General features: G+C 33.6%; 24 protein-coding genes. 1 reads left to right on the top strand and 23 read right to left on the bottom strand.

Annotated elements, in window-relative coordinates:
* Positions 1–428: 428 nt before the first annotated feature.
* The 18 genes from EHR01_RS10640 to EHR01_RS10550 all read right to left on the bottom strand — a co-directional run bounded on the left by EHR01_RS10640 (position 429) and on the right by EHR01_RS10550 (position 16047).
* On the bottom strand, positions 429–1331 hold the full coding sequence (locus tag EHR01_RS10640) for a hypothetical protein (protein ID WP_167482949.1): 903 nt from the start codon (positions 1329–1331) through the stop codon (positions 429–431).
* 170 nt (positions 1332–1501) lie between these two features.
* Entirely contained in the window at positions 1502–2464 is a 963-nt protein-coding gene (locus EHR01_RS10635) for a hypothetical protein (protein WP_135694769.1), read from the bottom strand.
* 205 nt (positions 2465–2669) lie between these two features.
* Complete coding sequence (locus EHR01_RS10630; RefSeq protein WP_135694768.1) at positions 2670–3869, bottom strand: GmrSD restriction endonuclease domain-containing protein; 1200 nt, start codon at positions 3867–3869, stop codon at positions 2670–2672.
* A 168-nt stretch (positions 3870–4037) separates the two neighbouring features.
* Entirely contained in the window at positions 4038–4991 is a 954-nt protein-coding gene (locus EHR01_RS19320; protein ID WP_244310072.1) for a TIR domain-containing protein, read from the bottom strand.
* A 394-nt stretch (positions 4992–5385) separates the two neighbouring features.
* Entirely contained in the window at positions 5386–6291 is a 906-nt protein-coding gene (locus EHR01_RS19315) for a hypothetical protein (protein WP_244310071.1), read from the bottom strand.
* A gap of 175 nt (positions 6292–6466) precedes the next feature.
* Positions 6467–7144 carry a hypothetical protein gene (locus EHR01_RS10615; RefSeq protein WP_135694767.1) on the bottom strand — a complete coding sequence of 226 codons (678 nt, stop codon included), beginning with the start codon at positions 7142–7144 and terminating at the stop codon, positions 6467–6469.
* Positions 7145–8242 carry a hypothetical protein gene (locus tag EHR01_RS10610; protein WP_135694766.1) on the bottom strand — a complete coding sequence of 366 codons (1098 nt, stop codon included), beginning with the start codon at positions 8240–8242 and terminating at the stop codon, positions 7145–7147.
* Entirely contained in the window at positions 8235–9203 is a 969-nt protein-coding gene (locus EHR01_RS10605; protein ID WP_135694765.1) for a PD-(D/E)XK nuclease domain-containing protein, read from the bottom strand. The genes EHR01_RS10610 and EHR01_RS10605 overlap by 8 nt, the downstream gene beginning before the upstream one ends.
* Before the next feature lie 790 nt (positions 9204–9993).
* Positions 9994–10368, bottom strand: a complete 375-nt coding sequence (locus EHR01_RS10600; RefSeq protein ID WP_135694764.1) for a hypothetical protein — start codon at positions 10366–10368, stop codon at positions 9994–9996.
* Positions 10369–10642: 274 nt separating this feature from the next.
* Complete coding sequence (locus tag EHR01_RS10595) at positions 10643–11008, bottom strand: SMI1/KNR4 family protein (protein ID WP_135694763.1); 366 nt, start codon at positions 11006–11008, stop codon at positions 10643–10645.
* A gap of 602 nt (positions 11009–11610) precedes the next feature.
* Positions 11611–12249: a Cap15 family cyclic dinucleotide receptor domain-containing protein gene (locus EHR01_RS10585; protein ID WP_135694761.1), complete on the bottom strand. Its 639-nt coding sequence runs from the start codon at positions 12247–12249 to the stop codon at positions 11611–11613.
* Complete coding sequence (locus EHR01_RS19260) at positions 12249–12668, bottom strand: nucleotidyltransferase-like protein (protein WP_208721765.1); 420 nt, start codon at positions 12666–12668, stop codon at positions 12249–12251. The genes EHR01_RS10585 and EHR01_RS19260 overlap by 1 nt, the downstream gene beginning before the upstream one ends.
* 327 nt (positions 12669–12995) lie before the next feature.
* Positions 12996–13148: a hypothetical protein gene (locus tag EHR01_RS19255; protein ID WP_208721764.1), complete on the bottom strand. Its 153-nt coding sequence runs from the start codon at positions 13146–13148 to the stop codon at positions 12996–12998.
* Between the two features lie 584 nt (positions 13149–13732).
* Positions 13733–14122: a type II toxin-antitoxin system MqsA family antitoxin gene (locus EHR01_RS10575; RefSeq protein ID WP_135694760.1), complete on the bottom strand. Its 390-nt coding sequence runs from the start codon at positions 14120–14122 to the stop codon at positions 13733–13735.
* On the bottom strand, positions 14119–14430 hold the full coding sequence (locus EHR01_RS10570; RefSeq protein WP_135588813.1) for a type II toxin-antitoxin system MqsR family toxin: 312 nt from the start codon (positions 14428–14430) through the stop codon (positions 14119–14121). Before EHR01_RS10570 ends, EHR01_RS10575 begins: the two co-directional genes overlap by 4 nt.
* A 276-nt stretch (positions 14431–14706) precedes the next feature.
* The gene (locus EHR01_RS10560; protein WP_135694758.1) at positions 14707–15123 is read right to left on the bottom strand and encodes a putative toxin-antitoxin system toxin component, PIN family; all 417 of its coding nucleotides are present in this window, start codon (positions 15121–15123) and stop codon (positions 14707–14709) included.
* Entirely contained in the window at positions 15123–15368 is a 246-nt protein-coding gene (locus tag EHR01_RS10555; RefSeq protein ID WP_135694757.1) for a CopG family ribbon-helix-helix protein, read from the bottom strand. Before EHR01_RS10555 ends, EHR01_RS10560 begins: the two co-directional genes overlap by 1 nt.
* Before the next feature lie 400 nt (positions 15369–15768).
* Complete coding sequence (locus EHR01_RS10550) at positions 15769–16047, bottom strand: hypothetical protein (protein ID WP_135694756.1); 279 nt, start codon at positions 16045–16047, stop codon at positions 15769–15771.
* Between the two features lie 124 nt (positions 16048–16171).
* On the opposite strand from EHR01_RS10550, the gene EHR01_RS19215 reads away from it, so the two are divergent.
* Positions 16172–16315 carry a hypothetical protein gene (locus tag EHR01_RS19215; RefSeq protein ID WP_167482948.1) on the top strand — a complete coding sequence of 48 codons (144 nt, stop codon included), beginning with the start codon at positions 16172–16174 and terminating at the stop codon, positions 16313–16315.
* Between the two features lie 823 nt (positions 16316–17138).
* Here the strand turns inward: EHR01_RS19215 and EHR01_RS10545 are convergent.
* The 5 genes from EHR01_RS10545 to EHR01_RS10530 all read right to left on the bottom strand — a co-directional run bounded on the left by EHR01_RS10545 (position 17139) and on the right by EHR01_RS10530 (position 23824).
* Positions 17139–17585, bottom strand: a complete 447-nt coding sequence (locus EHR01_RS10545; RefSeq protein ID WP_135694755.1) for a hypothetical protein — start codon at positions 17583–17585, stop codon at positions 17139–17141.
* 784 nt (positions 17586–18369) lie between these two features.
* Positions 18370–19428, bottom strand: coding sequence for an HNH endonuclease (locus EHR01_RS10540; RefSeq protein ID WP_135694754.1), 1059 nt, complete (start codon positions 19426–19428; stop codon positions 18370–18372).
* A 580-nt stretch (positions 19429–20008) separates the two neighbouring features.
* The gene (locus EHR01_RS10535) at positions 20009–21232 is read right to left on the bottom strand and encodes a hypothetical protein (RefSeq protein WP_135694753.1); all 1224 of its coding nucleotides are present in this window, start codon (positions 21230–21232) and stop codon (positions 20009–20011) included.
* A 1225-nt stretch (positions 21233–22457) separates the two neighbouring features.
* Positions 22458–22757: a hypothetical protein gene (locus EHR01_RS19210; RefSeq protein WP_167482947.1), complete on the bottom strand. Its 300-nt coding sequence runs from the start codon at positions 22755–22757 to the stop codon at positions 22458–22460.
* A gap of 317 nt (positions 22758–23074) precedes the next feature.
* Positions 23075–23824: a Cthe_2314 family HEPN domain-containing protein gene (locus EHR01_RS10530; protein WP_135694752.1), complete on the bottom strand. Its 750-nt coding sequence runs from the start codon at positions 23822–23824 to the stop codon at positions 23075–23077.
* Between the last annotated feature and the right edge of the window lie 586 nt (positions 23825–24410).

The raw sequence follows: 24410 nt of genomic DNA, 5'->3' as shown, positions 1-24410 counted from the left end.
ACCAATTGCTTCTAATACACTTAAAGGATTCATATTCTTAGATTAATTTTGTTTTATTTCGCATAACGAACTAGACTTACCGAAGTTGTCCGACCCTGAGTCCCTGTGGGACGTTAGGGACTGGCATGTAGCTTGCGTAAGCAAGGCGAATGCCAGGAGGACAATTTGCCGCAGGCCGAGCGAGGGCTCGTCCCGAAGCGAAGCGGTAAGTCGCTGTTATGCGCCGTTTTTTAAGCTTAAATTCTATTTCTAACTCGAAAAATATAGAACAGAATTGAACTTGATCTGATTTAAATATCTAAAATCAAGACTAGAATTTAAAATTTACTCGTAGTAAATCCTTTAAAATCTTTAAGTTTCATTTTTTTTTAAACAGGTATGAAAATTCTATCATTAAAATGAAGATATAGCCTGAACTGAGATGCTAATCAAGGACTTAGATACGAATTCCAATCTTTTATAATATTGTATCGTTTCACGATGGTTTCTTTGCTATCCTTCAAGAGTGGAACTCCCGAAATTTTTGAATTTCTTTCGTCTATACGAGAGATTTTTATTGTTACATTTTTCTTAGAAACAAGTGTGAATTCTGTATAATCACTATTAACTTTTGTGATTCGATATTGTTCCTTGTAAATAGTATCGCTATTATCAGAAATATCTAACCAGACTCTTGCTGATTTTAAATAATCAAAATCGCCATAGATTACAAAAGATAATTTAGTATCTGTTAAATATGGTTCTCCCGAAATTTTTTCTTGGAAAATAGATAAGGTTTTAAAGGAATTGACATCGACATTAGATAGTTCTTTAGCAGAATTCGCTTTCAGCACATTCAGAAACGAATAGCTTCCTAAATAAGGAAGGAAACCATCTTTGTTTTCGCATTTAACTTTATAATAACTTGTAGCTATTTCATCATGAATAATTAAATCTTTATTAAAGTAGCTATCATCTACTTCAAACAAGGCCCCTTCCTTGCATTTGGCAATTTGATATTTTTTATTTTCAATCGGATATTCATATAGTGGAGTTTCCCTAATTACAAGGATTCCTTGCCTATATTCATTTTTCTCGACATTTTTATACCCGTTCCAGGGAGTAATACAAGAACTGAATAAGAATAGTGAAGCTAGAAATAATCGTTTTAACATGAAGTTACCGTTGAATAGAATAGTATTATTCTGTTTTATTTGTTTGAGTCTATATGCTAGTTGAATTGAGATCTCTGCCGACACTAGGAAAGGAATAATATTTAAATTTTCGTAATCGCCAATTTCTAAAATTCTTTCATTTTTTATTTTTTTGATATAATTAGAAAAATGGCGCATAACGAACTAGGGGAGACGACGTTCCCTGACCCTGAGTCCCGGACGGGACGTTAGGGACTGGCACGGAGTTTGCGTATGCAAACGAGTGACAGAAAGGGAATGTGGCGCAGCCCAAGCAAGGCCGTAAGTGCCGCAGCGCAGCGTTTCCCCGTTGTTAGTCGCTGTCGCATTTAGTTAAGATCTTGTCGTATCTCTTCGTAATAATTTAAAAAAGCTTTTGTTGAAAATAAAGCAAAATGAGCATCGGCTTTAGAAATACTATGAATTTCTTCGGAACTTTCATTGATATCTTCTAAATGAAGACCTAATGATAGGTAATGGCTAATTTTCCGATTCCATTTTTCTTTAAAGAAAAAATTTCGTTGGTAAAAGGAATTGGATTTTACATTTTTATCTATTGCCGATATACATTCTCTACAATTTGCTAAAACTCCTTTATAATTGCATTCTAACAGTGATTTTTCTCCATTGCGTATATAATTCCATGCATTTTTTAGGGTATTGTTATTTGTGGGAATTTTTATAACAAAAAAATTGCCCAATCCAAGGTTAGGAGCAAAGTCATTTAACCAATCGGAACTTTTTATCTCTAGTGAGTAGTTGATAGTTTCAGTTTTTGATTTTAGGAAATCTCTATTTGAATTTACTGAAATAAGATTCATGTCCGTGTGAAGTGGGTGATAATTTGCATCATATTCATAAAATAAAATGTCTTTATCTATGTTTTGGTCTCTAATTTTTCCATATTTTATATTCGATATAGAAAAATTATTCTCTAAATAGTTTATAGAAGTAGTTATATTTAATTTTAAATTTCCTTCATTTCGTAAGTTTTCGAGATATTCTAATTCAACGTTGGAAATTCTCCATACTAATGAAATACTAAATATTTCTAAATTTTCTCTTCTGCCTGCTCCCCTAGATAGTGTATTACTTAAAGTATTAGTTCGATTGTTTTCGAATAAGGAAATTTTTTCTAAATTGGAAATGAATTTTTTATCAGTCGTAAATATGGATGAATGATAATTAATAGGTAAGCAAGTATTGCTATCAAATTCAATAGATATATCAAATTTTATAGTGGGTTGAAGTGAATTTTTTATTATGGAAGGTATTATTTCTGTTATTTTCATATTGTTTTTGCGATTGCGACTAACGAACTAGACTTACTGAAGTTGTCCGACCCTGAGTCCCGAATGGGACGTTAGGGACTGGCACGTAGCTTGCGTATGCAGGCGAGTGACAGGAGGACAATTTGGCGTAGCCCAAGCGAGGGCTCGTCCCGAAGCGAAGCAGTAAGTCGCTGTTATGCGAAGTATTTTTTTTAATTAGATATATTTAATCTTCATCTTCATCCATGCTGAAGTTAATTGGAATTGTGTGATAACAGTTTACATTTTTGTTTTTATAAACTCCAGGGGAAAATGTAGTTCTTGAGACTATTGTTAAAGCTGAATCAATGAATTCTTGCTCAATTGCTGTATTTAAAACCTGAATTGAATCAACTCTACCATTTTTGAATATTTTCAATTTCAATAATACTTTTCTCTTTAATTTTGAATCTTTGTATTTTTGAGGTGATAAAATGTCTCTATAATACTTGCTGTTGTTAACGAGATTATCTAATTCATTTTTCGCGTTTGAAGGCTTTATTCTTAATTTATAGTTCTTATATAGATTTTTGAGATTAATGTACTTTCCTTGAGAAAGCCAAAAGTGAAGCATGAATTGATCTGGGTGAGTAGTATTGGATATACTTTGTATGTTCTCATAGATTATTGCCCATTTTTCCTTAACAATATCGAGGTTTTTGTTTGCATTTTTTATTAGTTTCGTATAAAGATTTTTAATTAAATCGGAAGCCGCAAGGTCTTTGCCTCTCGTATTTAATGTTTCGAAAATTACGTAAGCATCTTCTTCGCTATCCAGTTCTATATAAACCAAGCTTAAGCTTAAGAGTTTAATTCGTAAATTAGTTAAACTTTGGACTTCTTTGGGTTTATTTGGACTTTCTAAATCCTTTAACTTCTCTTTGAAAAATATGAATGCTTCGTTTAATTTTTTTTCTTCGGTTCTTATTTTAGGTGAATGATCGGGTTTTTCGTAATTTTGAATATATAACTGGAAATACGGATGAGAAGTTTCAGTCTGAATTACATATTGTTGTTTATGTATAATGTCTGGTTTTTCAACGACTGTGTGAATACCTTTTGCTAAATTATCTTCTCCGAGTTCGAAAAACCTATTTCTGATTGCACATAAAAGTATAGTTATTGTAGTAAGTCTTTGTTGTCCATCTACTAGGTTAAAGGATTCGTTGTCATTTTTGTAGACTACCATTGATCCAAGAAAATAATCACCACCATCATTATCATTTACATCATTCCAAAATTCATCTAAGTTATCTCTATCCCAGGAATATGGCCTTTGGAATCTTGGAATTTTATAAAAACCAGAGCTGAATAATTGTTTTATATCTTTATCTATTGATGTAATTTTCATTTTTTTTCCTTTTGTAAATTTTAATTCATTTCGCATAACGAACTAGCCTTCCCGAAGTTGTCCGACCCTGAGTCCCGAATGGGACGTTAGGGACTGGCACGTAGCTTGCGTATGCGAGCGAGTGACAGGAGGACAATTTGGCGCAGCCCGAGCGAGGCCTTGTGCCGAAGCGTAGCGGGAAGGTGCTGTTAATCGCAGTGCCTTTTATACTGTAGCTCTTATTCTTTTCTCTAATTTCTCTAGTAATTCGTTCTTATCTTTCCAAACAATATGGTTGTACTGTCTTGTATCAAAATGTACGTTTACTAAATCAGATTCATTGCAACACCAAATTACAGGGATGCCGAGTCCCATTGCAAATCCAGCTTCGAAATAAACTCCATGTCTTTGACCTGTTACCTCCGAAATCAAAAATTTACTTCTTTTAATTTCGTAAAGTATTTCGCCTGAAATTTCATTGTTATGTTCTTTGTTGTCTATTCTTATTGGAATATACCCATTCATCCGACATGCTTTTTCGATTTCCAGAGATGCTTCGTTCATAGAGGGATCGAACGAAATTGCTATAAATACTTGTTCGGAATTGGATGATTTTTCAAATTCTTCTATTGCAATCCATCCTTGTTCTTTAATAATTATCGTACTACCTTTGGTAATTTGATTGTTGATAATTACGCTTTTAAAATCGATTTGATTTTTATCTTTTAAAATCTGTAATATAAAGAGTGCTTCAGATTCATTCTTAGCATATAGATCATAAGTACTAAAGTTACGTATTAAACTTCCGTAGTTAGGGTCAATTTTTGCTAAATTTCTTAAGGCATATCCTTGCTTATCAAGAATATTTTTCGGAAACTCATTTAATAATTCAGCTAAAGTGATTATAGTTTTGCGAGTACTTCCATTTTTTATGTAATTATTTTTTTCTTCTTTGCTACAGATAACAATTTCTTTGTTTGATAAAAAATATCTTCGTAATATAGATTGAAATTTATAATAATCATCTTTATTGATTGTTGAATATTCTTCGGAAAATGCTTCGTGACTTATTAAAAGTAATCCGAAATCCGGATGTTGAAATTGACTATAAACTGTCTCTCCGCTAGAGATATTGTCTCTATTGTTCCAATTTATATAAAAAATATTTTCTGGTTTCATAGTTAAATCCTTAAGGCATTGCGATTAACGAACTAGTCTACTCGACGTTCCTCGTAGCTGAGCCTGCGGAGCAGGCGTTAGCGTCGGCGCGTCTTCTTGCGGAGCGAGAAGCGTGACGGAGAGGAATGTGCCGCAGGCCAAGCAAGGCCGTAAGTGCCGAAGCGCAGTGAGTAGACGCTGTTATGTGCAGTAGGCTATTTGTAATTATATAGTTACAATATACTCTTTGATTGCATTACCATTACTATCGTTAAAAATAAATTTTGTAGATTTTGCTTCTAAACCTAAATCCAATGAAGATAGATATATGCTTTCGAGAACATATTCGATAAATTCATCTACCAAAAATACCCGAGATTTCAGGTTTAGCCAGTTTATTATAAATTTTGCTTTTTTATATAATCGAGTATCTGCTGTAAGAAAAAATTGACAGCTTAATCCAATAAGTTAGATGAATATTGTCGTTCGTTATACTTCCGAAGGCTGTTGGACTTTTTAATTCTTCGGAGACTAATCCAATAAACTCAGCTAATGACGTTAATTTTAGAATCCATTGATTAAATTTCGAGGTAACTGTATTGTTAATTGTTTTGTTGAACTCAAAAAAATCTTGATAGTTCTTAAAGATGATGTGAAAGAATGAGTTTTTTAAAGCTTCGTTTGCCATTTCCTTTACATCAATAGTTTGTTTTTTCTTAGGGAGTTGATGTACATTCGGAAAAGAGACTTTTATACCAGAAAAGTTTTGAAAATTGCTTCGCATCTCTTTATTTATTCGTAAAATTTCGAGGCCATTATCGAAATCGCTCATCGCATCGGCGAATTTATTTATCAGATCCTTATGTTTTTTGTTTTGAACAAAGAACGATGAAACTTTAATTCCTGTTTGAACAATCAAATTTAAAGGCTTGAGAATGAAAGCCAATGGATTTGAATTATTTGTTTGTTCAATGCAGTATTTGAAATCAGCTTTGATATCTGATATTTGAAAAATTTTTAATTTAAAATCATCAAAATAATCTTCTTGTATTCTCGTTCCTTTCGTTATTTTAAATAAGTTCTCTAAGTCTCGTTCAATAAATTGTATAGGTCCTTGGTTTATATCTAAATAATGCGCATGGCTATAAGAAATTTTGACGATGTTTTCAGCTAATAGTCTTTCGAGCAGAATTTCAAAGCATTGAATTGATGATTTTAGATTTTTTTCTAACCTGTCTTTATTGTGCAGATAGTTTATTATATTTGAATCAATATAAATTAAATCTTTTTCAAAGTTAAAATTTTCTTTTGTTTCATTCATTGAATTTTAGCCTATTGCACATAACGAATTAGCGGAGACGACGTTCCCCGACCCTGAGTCCCAACGGGACGTTAGGGACTGGTCACGTAGCTTGCGTATGCAAGCGAGTGCCAGAAGGGGAATGTGTCGCAGACCAAGCGAGGCCGTAGTGCCGAAGCGCAGCGTTTCCGCGCTGTTATGCGCCGTGTATTGCTAGTGAATTTCTGAAAACCTGTATAAGTTCTGGTTTATCATTAAAGATAATTTGAGCAGAGCCGTTTCTTTGTAAATTTAAGCTAATTTTGAAGTTTTCAATTTCAATTATGGAATGTATTTTATCAATAGAATATTTGTTTCTTTGATATTCTTTAAGACGATTTTTTAAGTCATAATTTCCGTTTACTGTTGTTTTTATATGTATTTGATTTTCTGAATCAAAGTTTGATATTTGAATAGAGTTAATGGAAATTTTTGCCAAATTATTTTTTTCAAATTGTAGAGTCCATTTGTACAAATTGATTTCAATTGGCTCAACGGATATTTTGAAATCTGAAAAAAATTGTAATTTATTTAAGAATTGATTGAGGCTTCTCGGAGAATTGTGTATTTCTAGTTGGGGATATTCATCGCTCAATATAAAATGAACGATCTGAAAATATATCTCCGTAAATTCAGAAATTTCTCCAATTGGACTTTCTGTTATTCTTTTTATTTCAATTTTTTCTATATATCTTCCTTCTATAAGGTTTTTTCTATATTTATCAATCAAGAATCCAGAGTTGGATCCGGTAGAAAATTTATCTTTCGATATTTTATTCTTCAAAACTTCCATTGTATAAGGCCAATTCGCTTGATACCATTTAATACGTACCATTTAAGTTCCCTCCGGATTTTCATGCTCTTTGCAAATAGTTTGGAAATTTCTGCTCGCTGATTCTTCTATTATTGAAAGTAATAATTGCTGTTCAGCTTGTGATACTGATTTTATTCTTTTTACATATTCATGCTTATTTAATGTAAAGATTCCTCTTATGTTATATTTGAAGTTCTTGCATTTAAATGGATCGTCGAAACCTGCTTCAAATTCATATATAGCATAAGGATCAGACGATTGTTTTGATCTCCATATAATGGAGCTTATATAAAATCCTTTACTTCTTAATTGTTGGTATTCGGGGGTGGAAAGTAGATTGTTTCCTTTTAAGAGCACATTTTTTACAGCGGAAAGCATTTGAGATTTTGCTTCTTCTATATCTTGATCATCTTCTAATTCTGGTGTTTCATCGAATTGATTTGACTCTATTTTTAGACTAGTAACTGTTTCAAGTTTGAAATCATCAATTGATGAAATTAGTTGGGTGAAAAATTTTGTTCGTAAGACTGGATCATTTATGTTTTCCAATGAAATTATTTCTTTTGTGATCTGAGTTTTTAGTTTCTCCTCTATTTTATTTTGTAAATCTGCAAGAATTTTCCTTGCTCTGTCATTTGCTGGTAACCTGGCGATAATCTTATCATCTTTTTTGATAAATTTGATCTCTGCTTCTTTTGTTCTTCTTTGAATAAGTCTGGTTTTCGTATAATCAATTTCTGTATATTCTATTTTTACGCTTATCTCATTGTCTTGTTGAGTAATTATTATTTTTTCTTCGGTTGATTCGTCATCGCGGTAGTTATTAGATACTTCTTTAATATCACTTAAGGAAATGGGGTTAAAGATTACTGATGTACTTTTTTCGGATCTGTTTCCACTTTCTGATTTATCGAGAATAGAATTTAGGTCATTAAAATCGTGAGGTAACAGGGAAATTATATTTGAAAGACTGTCTCTATCATTGTGATTAGAATATAATATGCCTCTATCCTTAGCAATGTTTAGTAGAGTAGTTTCAGAAAGCTTAAGCTTAGAGGACATAAGAATGTCGAAAATCTCTTTGTCAGTTGCATAATAATTTAGATTAGTTTTAGACATTGTTTATTCCTATTTCAAGTTCAGAAAAACGGGTTTTTATATGGTGCATTCTGGAAAATTGGATGGAATTTATCGCTTTTTCGATAGCTTCAGTTCCTTTGCATTTTTCAATGTATTGGGTTTTAGCTTTATTAAAAAGTGAAATGCATTCATCAATTCCGAATAAATGAAATACTTCAATGTCAACATCATCTATTAGAATCTGAAAGTGTAGTAAGTAATCTATAAAATAAAGAAATTCCTCCACTGATTCTCCTTTCCTCTTATAGAAAATAGTATACCCTTTTTTCGAATCCTTTGTGTGAGTAAGTATAATCCATGGAGCAGTTAACATTTCTAGTGTCGCAGATTTTGCTTCCAGATATTGAATATTTTTATATCTAACCAAATGTGGATAGAAGTAGCGACAGTCTTCGGAAGATGGTAATTTCTTTGTACCTCTGAGAAAAATTAATTGTAGTCTAACATTGTCTAGCCAATAAATATCCAAAGGCCCGAGAATCACTATTTTCGAATCCTTTGGAATATTAATATCTTCAATTTTTATTTTATCCAATACTATATTGAAGTCTTTATCATAATCATTGTCATGGTTATAGATAAAAAGCAGTCCGGATATTTCCGGGGAAACGTTCGAATGAAAAAATCTTTTCTGGAACTGATTGCTTTTTTCTGCACAGCTCATTGATTGCGCCAAACTCACAATTTCCGTATTAAGGTTTTTTGATTTTAAAGTGTTGCTAGCATAACTCTTTAGGTCACATAAGATATATGTTCTAGATTTATGATATGGTTCATCGTAAAAGAAGACAATATCTGCTGGATGTGTATTTTTTCCATGTTCAGAATCTTCACAATTGAAGTTAGAGTTTGTTGTACTATCATGTTGCCAAAAAAATTCTGAGAAAATTTCTTTGGCTAATATATCAGCCATTTTTGCAATATTTGCTGTTTCTGCCATAAGATCTCCAAGGTTTCATATTAATTTAATACATTGCGCATAACGAATTAGACTTCCCGAAGTTCCCTGTAGCCGAGCCTCTGAAGGAGGCGTTGGCGTCGGCGCGCCTTCTTGCGAAGCAAGAAGCGTGACGGAAGGGAATTTGCCGTAGGCCGAGTGAGGGCTTGTCCCGAAACGTAGCGGGAAGACGCTGTTATGCGCTGGAAATGATTTCTATGATTTAACGGGAAACTAAATTAATTTTCCTTAATTATTCTTTATATTTGATAACGCTTGCTAAAAATAAGTTTGGCCTGAACATTTATAGCCACGCTCTATTATACAATTATCTCTACTTTGAGAGCATGGCATATATTTGTTTGGATTGTTAAGACACGATTGATAAATGTAAATATCGCATATTAGTATTGTTAGAGCAGGATTGCAGGCATTTTCTTTTTCCTTTGTCTCTTTTGATTTTCCAAATATTTCCTCTCTTTCACTTTGGCAATTTATAAGAAATATAAGGCATAGAAGTATATGAAAATTTCTTAATGTGGCCACGTTTTTATGCTATTTTATATTTTGCTGAATTTGATTTTTTAATTTTCATTTTTTTTTAGTGTCAGTATTTATTAAGATTTTTTTAACATTATTAAAGATATGTTCTTTATAGTAAATTTTATTTATATTGTTTATTATTGTGAGGGAAAATTGATAATTCAAATTTAGGAAAATATTTAATAAATTTAATCAATTGTTTCGGTATTAATTAGTGAAATAACTTTTCAGTTTATTTTTTAAATTCAATTTAGTCTAGTTTTGTATAATGAATGACACTTAATCTTTCTGGAAGATTAGTTATTGGTGGTAAATTATAATCACCAAATTGAGTTGAAAGTGGTCTTTTAATGTTTAAAAAATGAAAAAAGAATACAATCCTGAATGATCCTGTGAGTTTTTCATCTGATATATTCTCCCATTCATTTGATATTACAATTTCACCGGTGATATTTAGTAGATATTCCTTATATGGTATTTGCCAATTTAATCTATCTAAATTCTCAATAGGTTGAGTAATTTCATGCAAATTTAATGGTATAATAGAGTCTTTAACCTGTATTTCAATTAAATGGGCATCTGCGACATTTTTTATACTATATACGCCTATAATTTCGAAGTCCATGAGTCCTCATAATTATGAATTTTCATTTCTTGCGCATAACGAACTAGGGGAAACGACGTTCCCTGACCCTGAGTCCCGTGACGGGACGTTAGGGACTGGCACGGAGTTTGCGAATGCAAACGAGTGACAGAAAGGGAATGTGTCGCAGACCAAGCGAGGCCGTAAGTGCCGAAGCGCAGCGTTTCCCCGTTGTTATACGACGTGCGTTTAGCTAGGTTTGTTTTTTCTATGTTCTGTCAATCCAAACTTCTTTAATCCAGCTTGCTAAATCATTTCATTTTTTTTTGCTTATTCCGTCATGGGACCAATATACTACTTCGTTAATATTATTTAGGCAGTAATAATTCCCATTGTCCTCACAAATTGGAAGTAGATTTTTTGGAACATTCATTTTAGTCCAAGCTTCCTTTGCAATATTAACTATAAATGTATGACTATTCTTTGGAACAATGGTACATGGTTCTAAGGTTCCAACAACAACATCACTTGCTTCTAATAGAAATTTTTTATAATCATATGAAAATGTATTTTCTAATTCAAGTTCAACTTCAGAAATTTCTTTTTGAGTCGGTAATTTATAAGGAAATGGTGCTTGCTCGTTAAGTTCGCGTAATTTTTTAATTGCTTCACCAATGGTCATTTTTATTCAACTGTGTTGGTTTAATTTCTTTTTTATTGAAATTGAAGGAAACTTGAAAAAAGTAGTCTATTTGAAATTTTTATAGCAGATAGTGCGGGAGCATTCACTTAAACAAGATAATTTTATTTTTTTAGATATATCTGAGTCGACTGAATTCGTAAAAATGCTAAAAAACATAGCGTAGTTAGGTATATTGTTGCAGCTTTCGTAACATTTTTTCTTTTCTTCACAATCTTGAAATAGGTAGTTCCTATTAATTGTATAGTCATATTCAGGTTTAAACTTTTCCTTAGCTCCAATTTCATTCGTGTAAAGGATTGATGAAAGTAAAAGAATAATTGGAAGATTAAAGATAAATTTCATAGATGTTTCGGTTTTCTTCTCTGAGATTACTTATTTACAAGATTGGTGTTTAGCATGTCGTATAACGAATTAGGGGAGACGACGTTCCCTGACCCTGAGTCCCGTAAACGGGACGTTAGGGACTGGCACGTAGCTTGCGTATGCGAGCGAGTGACAGAAAGGGAATGTGGCGCAGCCCAAGCGAGGCCGTAAGTGCCGAAGCGCAGCGTTTCCCTGCTGTTATGCGTAGTGGTCAATGATTACGGATTGTTCTCTTCGTATTGTTTTTTAGCATGGTTATAGTTATCTGAAGTTTTTTCAATTCGATCGTTCAAGATAATTGTTCCTCTCGTACCTCTGTCTGTCCAATAGTGACCTTTTAGTGATGAAGGCGGATTACCTGAAATTTTTAACATAAAAGACCCATGATGTATTTCACTTTTTTTTCCTTGTAATTCTATTTCCGGTTGATTTTGGTAAATGATATTTAATTTGAATTGATCATCCTCTTCCTTTTCAATGCTATAAGCAATCGATTTAGATTCGGATTCAGTAGTAAATAATCTGAATGTTAAGGAAGTTAATGTTTGTCGAATAGTAACAAAACCAAGGATCGTTGGTATCGGTTTACCCGTATTAGGATTAATCCAATCACTTTTGAGCTCCAGTTTCCAAGTACCTCTTAAGTCTGGCCGATCCACGTACCATCCTCGGAAAATTTTCCATGACCATAAGTATTTATTAAATACTGTAACGAAAACTGAAATTGTCCCTACAACAAGGCTAAATGGCTTAATAAATTCTGAACTTAATACAGGCATTCCTTGAAACCAGAGAGCAAGTAACCAAATGCCTACTGTTAATCCGATAAAGGACGATAGGTGAAGTCGTGATATCATTATTGATATCCTACATAGTTCCATGCATCGTTTAAAAATTTATGAGCAGTTTCGACTGTCCAAGGCTGACTTGACCTGAATAAATATTTCAATTCACTAACCTCTCCCCAATTTTCGCAAGTTTTCGATTCGATAGTATTGTTAAAGAGAAATACTAAAACTTCCCGTATCAAGAGTTTGTAATTTTGATAGTTGAATCGTTCGTTAGGAGTATTCCACACAAGACATTCTATTAAAAAACTAGGTATTGAGATTGCTGATCCAATTCCATTTCGTGCCATTTCATTAGAAAGTGTTTTTAAAATTCTTACTACTTTTTTAAACTTTCTGTTAGTTAGATTGTTTTTTGCTACGCCATTACTGTAATGCTGTTCAGGCCAATTTCTTATCATTTGAGGTGAACGATTATCTGGTATCATTTCTACACCGGATAAGTAATTATTTACAGACGTATATCTCCTATGTTCAAAAAACGCGGCTACATCAGCTTCTACTCGATAAGTATTTTCTTTTATATCAAATGATTTGTTTCCTCGCTTTACGTTCTGAAATCCAAATCGGTAAACAAGAGCTTCTTCTATTTCGCTTTTAAAAGTTGAATATTCGTACAGAGAATCTTTTAAACTTTCGTTTAATATAGCTTTTACATTATCATCAGGATAATCAGGAAAAAATACATCGAAACAAACTATTCCGATATCTACATCACTATCTTTTTTGACGTTTACTCTGTTTCTATATGATCCTTACGTAAAAACGACTATATTTCTATTTTTTAGTTTGTCACTAGAACGAATTGCTTCACGGATTTGGCTTTCTGCATTTTCTGCTCTTTGTTGCTCAGATTCACTTGGTCCATTGGCCCATGAAGTAAATACTGTTTCCCAATCTTTATCCATTAATTTAAATTCTCCATAAATACTTAAATAAATTTTGACCATTACGCATAACGACCAAAGCTAACCGAAGTTCCGTGTAGCTGAGCCTCTGCAAGAGGCGTTAGCTTGACACGGAATTTGCCTTTAGGCCGTAGCGAGGGTCCCACAAGAACCTGACTTCCACAGAAGTCCGGGGCGCAGTGGAAAAGATCCCGAGCGTAGCGGTTAGCGGATGTTAATTGCAGTTGGTCCGTATTTAATGAAAATTCTATCGCAAGCCAACAAATTCGAGCGCAAATTTTCTCTTATTTCTTAAAAGAACAAATCCTTTAAGATGCGTAAATGGAGTAACACAGCGTTGTGTTTTTTTTAGCCGAAATCGACAACACTCACATAAAAAATTTGCGCGTTTTCTTCTACAGACTGACCAATTGCAATTAACGAACTAGGCTACTCGACGTTTCCCGACCCTGAGTCCCGCCGGGACGTTAGGGACTGGCACGGAGCTTGCGTATGCGAGCGAGTGACAGAAAGGGAATGTGCCGCAGGCCAAGCGAGGCCTTGTGCCGAAACGTAGCGTTTCCCTGCTGTTATGCGCTGGACCGTTATTTATGAGAGACTTTTTGGTTTTTTAAAGGTAATCTAATATCGCCAACGAAAACATATCTGATTTTTCCAATGTTCATCATTTTATGAATAGATTGGCGAGACAATTTTAACCTCTTTGCCATTTCATCGACACTAATAAGATCCGCAGCTACAGTAATTTCAGCATCTTTTTTAGCCTTAAATTCAGCAATTGCAGCATTAATGTGATTTTGAGATTTTCGCGTAAGAATTCCGTCTTTGCAATTTTTGCAATAGTAACCTTCTAGATTATTGATTTTTAGGTTTCCATAATCTTTAATATTGAAATTTTCAGAGACATCAGTTTTGAAAACCATAGAATTTGTTTCACCACAGACAGGACAATCGATCCATTTTTTATCTTTCATATGTTTTCATCTCCTTTAAAAGAAATAACTAATGTATTACTGTTCGAAATTTGGATTTTAATATAAAGTTTATGATAATTGCTTTCCTTTTTGTAAACATCGTGCCAGAGCAAATGATTATTATGAGAAGTCATTGATTTAAAGAAGTCAGAATTATGTAAATTTAGAACTTCATTAATAATTTCAGTTTCACCAAATCCAAATTGTTCAATTGCAGTCTTTTGAGCGTTTTTTGTAATAGAAAACTTTCCCTCCATTATCAGTTCTTTGATTTTTTTTAATGGATAATGACAGACGCGTTTTTCCACAATTGCTATTGTGTTTAATTGGTAGACAATGTCAACTGCTTAAAAGATCGTATTTTAAATTTAATTTTACGGTCTTGCGCATAACGAACTAGACTAACCGACGTAGGCTGGCCCTGAGTTCCGGAACGGGACGTTAGGGATTGGCACGACGGTTGCGTAAGCAAGAGGAGTGACAAAAGCCTATGTGGCGCAGCCCAAGCGAGGCCGTAAGTGCCGAAGCGCAGCGTTTCCATGCTGTTATGCGACGTTGCGGGGAGCGACACGGATGTCGCAATCTTAGCTAAGTTCCTCTTTTATTCTTAAATATTCATCAGGTGTGATGATTTTTAAACCTTTTATTTTTTCAAGAGTAAGAAGGTCTTTATCTCCAGTAATTATGAAATCTACATTAGCTGAAAAAGCAGTTTCTAGAATATGAAAATCATCCCTGTCTCTTAAATTTAAATAATCCTTTAAAGGCTTATTTTTAATGATAGTGGTGGCATTTCTGATTTCCTCAAAAGCAAACTGAATAAAATCATTTGGAAGTTTAAACTTAGGTTTAGCTAAAGTTTGTTCAATTTCATCGAGTATTTCATTTGAAATATATCCAACAAAAGCTTCATCGATTAAATCTTGTAAAACTAGCTTAGGTTTTCCATTAAATAAAATCGCAGAAATGTAAATGTTTGTATCTAAGAGAACTTTAAACATTAAGAAGCTTTTTTACTTCTTCTAACAGCTTTAATTTCTCCAAAAATGTCAGCTTCTGTAAGATTTGATTTTTCTACGGATTTAGTACCGAAATCGAAGATAGCTTGCCACTTAGATTTTTTCTCAATGTAAGTCCTTGCTGCCTCTCGAATCAGTTCAGATCTGGATCTATGTTCTCTTTTTGCAATTTTATCGATTTCTTTTAAAAGGGCCTTTTTGAAAGAGATATTTACAGTCTGATTCATAATTTTCCATAATATACAAAATTTGTATATTTGTCAAATCGATATTTTTTAAGGGTTTCTTGAAAACGCCACACGGATGTGGCGACTCTTCCCCGCAATGTTCGCATAACGAACTAGACTTACCGAAGTCCTCCGACCCTGAGTCCCGACGGGACGTTAGGGACTGGCATGTAGCTTGCGTAAGCAAGGCGAATGCCAGGAGGAGGATTTGCCGTAGGCCGAGCGAGGGCTCGTCCCGAAGCGTAGCGTTAAGTCGCTGTTATGCGTAGTTGATTATTTTGAAATTCAATTTTTGATTATTGAAACATACTTTAAAAGTGTGAATCATTTTATTTATATAAATTCTTATTTTAAAATTTAGTTTAGACTATTTTTTAATTCAATTGTTCAAAATTTAAATTCACTCTATTTTAGTAAATTGTTTTAGTATTGAACTTAGTAATAAGACTTCATCTGTTTTAATTTTAAAGACTGGAATGTAATAAAATCCTCCAACTATATCATAGAGAAAGAAATATCGATCGTGGAATTCGATTTTATATATATTGGAAAAATTTTCTTCTTTGAGAAATGATGGACCAGATTCAAAAAAAGTATCTCCATCGATTACAAATTTATATTCTCCAATCATTCCATCAATATTTATTATATTTAGCCTTGAATTATTGCTAATTTTCAAAAGTAGAATGAAAAATCCAATAGTGAGTAGAGATATTGTTATAATAGAATTTTGGAAAGGATCTGACGACTTGAAGATTGGGTATAAATAAGAGATAGTTATGTATGAAGTAAGACTTAGGAGAATGGAAAGTATTAATATCATAGGTATTCTGATTTTAAAGTCTTTATATTTTGCAAAAACTATGTTGGATATTTCTTCTGCCTCCGTTTTTGTGATTTGGAATTCTATTTTAATTCTTTTATTCATTTTATTAAATTTAATTTAATCAATTACGCATAACGAACTAGGCTAATCGACGTTCCTCGTAGCTGAGCCTCTGAAGGAGGCGTTAGCGTCGGCGCGTCTTCTTGCGGAGCGAGAAGCGTGACGGAGAGGAATGTGGCGTAGCCCAAACGAGGCCGCAAGTGCCGAAGTGCAGCGATTTGCCGTTGTTATGCGTAGTTGCTTTTTGATCAAATAAATTAAAACTAATTTTTATTGAAAGAAATCCGTTTATCTAGAATTTTTCTTATTGAATGATTTCGAAACATATGTGATAGAAATAAAGTAAAATAGTGATGAAAATAGCAACAGAGGAAAAAGGCGAATTAAGAAATCTGATTCTCCGTAACTTTCATTTCCTGGATTAGTGAAGTCGTTCCAAAGCTGGTAACCATTGCAAATATGATACCCTTTCAGAGATACAAAATATATGTAATTTGTTAGCTTAAAAATGAAGTAAGCGAGAGTTATGATGTGTAATAATCCAAAAAACCAATATTTAGAACTTATTTTTACAAATGGTAGAACTAATAAAGAGAAACTTATCAGTATATAAAAATTTATGTAAATTGAAGTAAGAAACCCATCGGGAATCCCATTTGTACATGGGTCTAATTCTGCCATAGATGGAGTCAGAATTATTAAATAAGATATAAGATAACCTAAAATATAACTGAGATGGAACAAAGTCTCTTTTGTCATATAGATGAAACCTGAGCAATAACGCATAGCGAACTAGTTTTAACGAAATTTTTTGCCCAGAGCCTACGTAGTAGGCGTTATGAGTAGCGGGAAGATGCTTTTATGCTTAGTTGCTAAGTTATGACTTAAATTTTCTCGTATAGCATTTCATAATGATCTAGTTTTTCAAGTTCAAGATTGTTTTTAATTAAATTTTTCAAATTAGATTTAGTGTCATTAGCTAAGTTTATGATTTCTGTCCATTTTGGGTCGTTTAATATATTCTGATGATTATATTCGTCGCTATTTGGAGGAAAGTAAAGTGCAGCTTCTTGATGTAGTTTTTTAACCGCATCCAATTCTTTTCTAGTAATGTAATTTTCTAGAAGTAATTCGTTTAAACATATATCATCTTCTCTTAGGCCAAGGTCATCAAAATAGCAACACATTAGTTCGACGAACGACCAATGTGGGTTTGTATTTTTGACATCTAACCACATTTTTTTCTGGATTTTGTAGCAAGCGAAATAGGAAATCATTGCAAGCCATCTTTCTCTCCATCGAGAGATTTGTTCCTGATCGCTACTATTCATTTTTAAAGTTATTTATTTAAGAGAAGAAAATTGTTTAGTTTTACTAACATGAATTATTGTAAATTATGATAGAACTGGCATTTGTGTTGTTAAAAATTAAGATTTTAATCTTTAAAGGTTAGTCAGATAGACATTTATTTTTGTTAATCTATACTTTAATTATAAGTAAATATTGAGAAAATGGTAATCGAATAAGACTCATTTGATAAGTGTTTTTATTACACCGGTTTTAGCAATTACGCATAACGACCAAAGCTAACCGAAGTTCCGTGTAGCTGAGCCTCTGTAAGAGGCGTTAGCGTGACACGGAATTTGCCTTTAGGCCGTAGCGAGGGTCCCACAAGAACCGGACTTCCACAGAAGTCCGGGGCGCAGTGGAAAAGATCCCGAGCGTAGCGGTTAGCGGATGTTAATTGCAGTTGGTCCGTATTCGATTAATTTTCTATCGCAAGCCAACACTTTTGAGCGCAAATTTTTCTTATTTCTTAAAAAAGAACAAATCCTTTAACACGCGTAAATGGAGTAACACAGCGTTGTATTTCTTCTAGCCGAAATCGACAACACTCACATAAAAAATTTGCGCGCTTTTTTATACTGACTGACCAATTGCAATTAACGAACTAGGGGAGACGACGTTCCCTGACCCTGAGTCCCGAACGGGACGTTAGGGACTGGCACGGAGTTTGCGGATGCAAACGAGTGACAGAAAGGGAATGTGGCGCAGCCCAAGCGAGGCCGTGAGTGCCGAAGCGCAGCGTTTCCCTGCTGTTATGCGTAGTCACTTTTAAAAATCTTCTTCTTCTGCTAGTTTTCTCAAATATTCAGAATACAAATATTCTTTTTGATTTTTCCAGTCACAAATTATTCCATCATGAATATTGTTCGGTTCAAAGTTTTTTGAGAGCAAAGTAGTAATCGGAAATTCTGCCCCATAAAAACTTACAAGGCCTATTAGGTAATGTGAAACTGAGAATATTATTACTTTGTGAGATTTATCAGGAAAGCTTTCTAAAAGCATTTTTTCGATGTTGTTTATGAAATTTTGGTTTAGGATTATTTTTTCATATTCTTTGGTGTCTCCATTAATCCAATTTCGACAATTGTTATATTGTGAATCATACATAGTGTCTTTACCGAGGAGATAGGCTGCACAGTTAAATGCAATTTTTGAATGAGCTCTGTAATAATTAATCAGATTAACTTTAATTTCTAATCCTTTCTTTAAAAATAAGTTCAATTCTTCTTTTGGTGCAAAATTGATTTTATTCTCACTTTGAAGGAGAGTCGTTATAGTGTTTATAGTATTCTCTAAGTTGTCTTTGTTTTTTGCACAGATATAGAAGTTTTTCTCGTGAAATCCGATAAGAATAATTTCTTCATTAAGTGTCAGTGATGGTATATAGGTGTAGTTTCTAATTTTATCTAAATTCTCTTGAAATATTGATAATTGTTCATGTTCAGGAAACTCTGAATTGTAGAAGAATTGAGCATTTTTTATATTATTATCAATGAGAAATTGGGAAATTATAATTGGTTTAGATTTTCTAATATATCCAAGGACTTTGGGAAATTTATCAATTTCAAAAACAAATATGTTTGTGCGTACTTCATTTTTCTTTGTCAATGAACCACGTTTTCCGGGACCAACGTAAGTTCTTAAATAAGATATAAAAGAATTACTAGTTAAATCGGTTTCAATAGTTCTACCAAATTTAAAATTGCAGTCATCACAAACAAATTGTGATGGAAGAACTGTTTTGCCTCCAAAAGCTGCAGGGATAATATGCTCTTCCTTTAAAAAATCCTTTTCCTCTTTGGTCTCAAGACAGTATATACATTTCATATATTGATTAAGTGATTACGCATAACGACCAAAGCTAACCGAAGTTCTGTGTCGCTGAGCCTCTGCAGGAGGCGTTAGCGTGACACGGAATTTGCCTTTAGGCCGTAGCGAGGGTCCCACAAGTAACGAACTTCCTCAGAAGTTCGGGGCGCAGTGGAAAAGATCCCGAGCGGAGCGGTTAGCGGATGTTAATTGCAGTTGGTCCGTATTTAATGTAGTTTCTATCGCAAGCCAACACTTTTGAGCGCAAATTTTCTCTTATTTCTTAAAAAAGCACAAATCCTTTAACACGCATAAATGGAGCAACACAGCGTTGTATTTCTTCTAGCCGGAATCGACAACATTCACATAAAAAAATTTGCGCGTTTTCTTCTACTGAATTGACCAATTGCAATTAACGAACTAGACTAACCGACGTAGGCTGGCCCTGAGTCCCGAACGGGACGTTAGGGACTGGCCACGACACTTGCGTAGGCAAGGGGAGTGCCAGAAGCCTATGTGTCGCAGACCGAGCGAGGGCGCAAGTCCCGAAGCGAAGCGGTTAGTCGCTGTTAAGCGCAGTTTTGTTATAACAGTATAATTAGTCTTTACTATTTGGTTTAATTAAATTAGGATCAGATATTTTATTCCAATTGACATTATTAACAATTTTTAGTAATTCATCTACAATTGAAATATTCTCTTTAAATTTTTCCAATTCGAAATTTGAATCATCTTTATTAAAGAGACTCTTAGTTAGTTCGGAAATAATCTGATCCCTTTTATCTTTTTCTAAACGTGAGATGAAAGGATTAATTGCTCTTAAATCTAATTCTTTTTGCCTATACCTTTTTTCATAGATTTCATGGTTTTTTGCATATTTTGCAGCAAATGTGGCTATAATACCCAAAGGTATGCTTAATAAGAATCTTCCTAATAGTTTATAATAATTAAGGTTTTGGTTTTCATCTTTTATATCTGGAAAGAATATTTGATAAGAGAACAATATAATTAAGCTTATGCTAAAAAGAAAGACACCTTGCCAAACTTGTTTTGAAAATTTTTCATTATTTGCATTTTCCTGAAAACCTGAAGCTATTGAATCACCCGCTTTATCACCTGCTAAACTTTTTATTGAGTTTGCATCATCTGTTGCTTCTTTTAGTAAATCCTTGATTTTTTTTGTTTCAGTAACTTTGAATAAATTGTTTTCTTCTTTAATGTCAGATCTAATTAATTCAAATTCGTTTTTAAAATTTAATAATGATTCATCTAGTTTAGCTCTACGTGTTTCAATTAAGTTTATTAGTTCTCCAGATTTTTCGGTAATTAATTTGTCTAGAGACTTTTCTCTACTGTCTAGTGTTTCAATTTTTGTTTTAAGTGCAATTTCCTGATCATTGATTATTTTGGTAAGATTTGAAATTTCATTATTAGCATTATTTTGAAAAGTTATTAATTGTGTACTTATATCTTGAAACATTATATAATCAATTTTATAAAGGTTAAATTGAAAATATAATCCATCTATAGCTAATATCTGAGCTACGATTTGGTGAATATTTTCAGAAGGTTGTCTGAATTGGGTTATTAACGCATTAAATTGACTAAAGATTGAATTTGAAATATTAAAGGGTATTTTATCTATAATTCCTTCGTTTAATATTTTATTCGTGGTTTCTAGGACATTATCTAAGCATTGATTAAATTCTTCTATAGAAATTCCTTGATAATCGCCTTTATATTTGCCTTTTACTGTGCCAATTTTTTGGATAAATAGATTGTCGTTAATAATTCTAGATATACTTTGCGTATGTATTCTCATTTCTTATTCTCTTGTATTTTAATATTTTGCAAAATTGCGCTTAACGAACTAGGCTTCTCGAAGTTTCCTGTAGCCGAGCCTCCGAAGGAGGCGTTGGCGTCGGCGCGTTTTCTTGCGAAGCAAGAAACGTGCCGGAAGGAAATTTGCCATAGGCCGAGCGCGGGCCCCGCGAAGAGTAGGACTTCAGCGTAGCGAAACAGAAGTCCGTAACGAGCGGATAAGGACCCAAGCGAAGCGAGAAACCGTTGTTAATTGCAGTTGGTCCGTATTTAATGAAATTTTTATCGCAAGCTAACAAAATCGAGCGCAAATTTTCTCTTAATTCTTAAAAAAGCAAAAATCCCTTAACATGCGTAAATGGAGCAACACAGCGTTGTATTTCTTCTAGCCGGAATCGACAACACTCACATAAAAAAATTTGCGCGTTTTCTTCTGCTGATTGACCAATTGCAATTAACGAATCAGCCTTAACGACGTTCCGTGTAGCTGAGCCTCTAGAGGAGGCGTTAGCGTAACACGGAATGTGCCTTTAGGCCGAGGGAGGGCCCCACAAAGCCTAGATTTCATCAGAAATCTGAGGCGCAGTGGAAAAGCGCCCGAGTGAGCGTTAAGGCGCTGTTAATTGCAGTTAGTTAGTATAGAATAAGATAAAAGTCGAAAGGGTCCTACAATCCAGCGCAAATTTCTCTTAAATCTTAAAAAGCAGAAATCTTTAACTGCACTTTAATGGAGAGGACAGCTTTAATTGTACTCTTACAAAGCGCTAATCGACAACACCCTCTTAAAAAAATTTGCGCGTTTTCTTCTGTAGATCAACTAATTGCAATTAACGAATTAGACTAACCGACGTAGGCTGGCCCTGAGTCCCGGAACGGGACATTAGGGATTGGCACGAGGCTTGCGTAAGCAAGAGGAGTGACAAAAGCCTATGTGTCGCAGACCGAACGAGGGCGCAAGTCCCGAAGTGAAGCGGTTAGTCGCTGTTATGCGCAGTTTCTGATTTTTATTTAATATTCAAAATTTAAAAAGATACTGATTAAGCATTCTAAGCTTCACTTGAAAATGTATAGGATTAACTTAGAATATTTGGAAATTATCTGATTATTCTGAGACAATGAATTTAAAATGTCCGTTGATATTTTTTTAGGAATTTATTTTATTTATAATATTTACAAAATTAATTCCTTAGTCTCCATTATTGTATTAAACTATCTAATCGTCTCAGTCAAATATGATAAAAAACTGAAAATATCATAGGTGTAAAAACACCTAAAACGATGGATTTATTGGTAATTTGTTTATTTTCCTGATTTAATGATGAAAAATAAAAAAACAGAAAATGACTTAGAATGAAGGATGGAAATTGTAAAAGATCTGTGATTAGCTCCGAATTTGATAAGAATTGATTTTCGTTAATGTAATCTGATAATAAAATATATCCAAGTAATCCAATGATATCTCCAAGAATAAAGTATACTGTATGGAAAGATGACTTAAAGAATTTTTTATAGATCCAATTTTTCAAAAATAAGCATAAAACATATAGTATTATAAAAATAATAACATAGAAATATATTACTTCTTGAGTATGAGCTATTATTAAATTCATAAGTTTTCAGAAATTGCGCATAACGAACTAGGCTAATCGACGTAGGCTGGCCCTGAGTCCCAACGGGACGTTAGGGACTGGAACGACGCTTGCGTAAGCAAGAGGAGTGCCAGAAGCCTATGTGTCGCAGACCGAGCGAGGGCGCAAGTCCCGAAGCGAAGCGATTCGCCGTTGTTATACGAAGGAACCGAATTGAAGATATTTTTGATTTTTGAATACTAATTCAATTCTCTTTAGATCTTTGTAAGTTTCCACTTGTAAAGTTTTTCCAATTCGTCTAAAATTGGAATTATACTATTCTCAATTTCACTAGTTTCTGTTTCAATCGTATCACAAAGGATTTTCAGTTCTTCCCTAATTCCTTGTTTTGTTAACTTGTAAATTTTTTTGAAGGGTTCGATTTCCGATTCTAATACTGACATTTTTTTTGTAAGGCTTAGTATTGTAGGATCAATTAAGTCGTATAAGAAATCTAATTTGTGTTCATGTATAATTTGGTTCCTTCTGGAGATAATAGTTTGAATATTTTTATTGAATTTTTTAAAATGCTTATTTATTTTCGTGTTTTTAATGAATAAATTTCCTTCAATATTTTTTTGATTAACATATTTTTCATTAATTCCAGTAAAGATTGTTGCATTTATTAACTTAAGAGTAATGTCTTGGAGAGTTGAGATGGAAATGTATATAGTCGAAATATAGATTTCAAATTTTTGGTAAGCATCATTTAGATTTTTGATAATTTTTATTTCTGATCTAATTTCTTTAATACAAAATTTTATTTTTTCGAATAACATTGCTTGGTTAAGTATATGTTTTACTATTTCTTGTGAGTAAAATTCTTTAAGCGAGATTTCTCTTTCCCCCGATGGTCGTTTTAATTGGTTTTTAGACATGTGTTTTATTAAATCAGGATTCTCAATTATGGATGTAATGAAATCATCTAAGAAATTTTGATAAAATGAATGTTCTATTATTTTCATAGTTTTTAGAATTGTTTTTCGGTTCTTTCGTATAACGAACTAGGCTTCTCGAAGTTTCCTGTAGCCGAGCCTCCGCAGGAGGCGTTGGCGTCGGCGCGTTTTCTTGCGAAGCAAGAAACGTGACGGAAGGAAATTTGCCATAGGCCGAGCGCGGGCCCCGCGAAGAGCAGGACTTCAGCGTAGCGAAACAGAAGTCCGTAACGAGCGGATAAGGACCCAAGCGAAGCGAGAAACCGTTGTTAATTGCAGTTGGTCTGTATTTAATGAAATTTCTATCGCAAGCCAACACTTTTGAGCGCAAATTTTCTCTTATTTCTTAAAAAAGCACAAATCCTTTAACACGCATAAATGGAGTAACATAGCGTTGTATTTCTTCTAGCCGGAATCGACAACATTCACGTAAAAAAATTTGCGCGTTTTCTTCTACTGATTGACCAATTGCAATTAACGAACTAGACTAACCGACGTAGGCTGGCCCTGAGTCCCGAACGGGACGTTAGGGACTGGCCACGACACTTGCGTAGGCAAGGGGAGTGCCAGAAGCCTATGTGTCGCAGACCGAGCGAGGGCGCAAGTCCCGAAGCGA

Source organism: Leptospira mtsangambouensis (assembly GCF_004770475.1).
Classification (GTDB): Bacteria; Spirochaetota; Leptospiria; order Leptospirales; family Leptospiraceae; genus Leptospira_A; species Leptospira_A mtsangambouensis.
The sequence above is the reverse complement of the archived record's forward strand: the minus strand, read 5'-3'. Positions and strand labels throughout refer to the sequence as shown.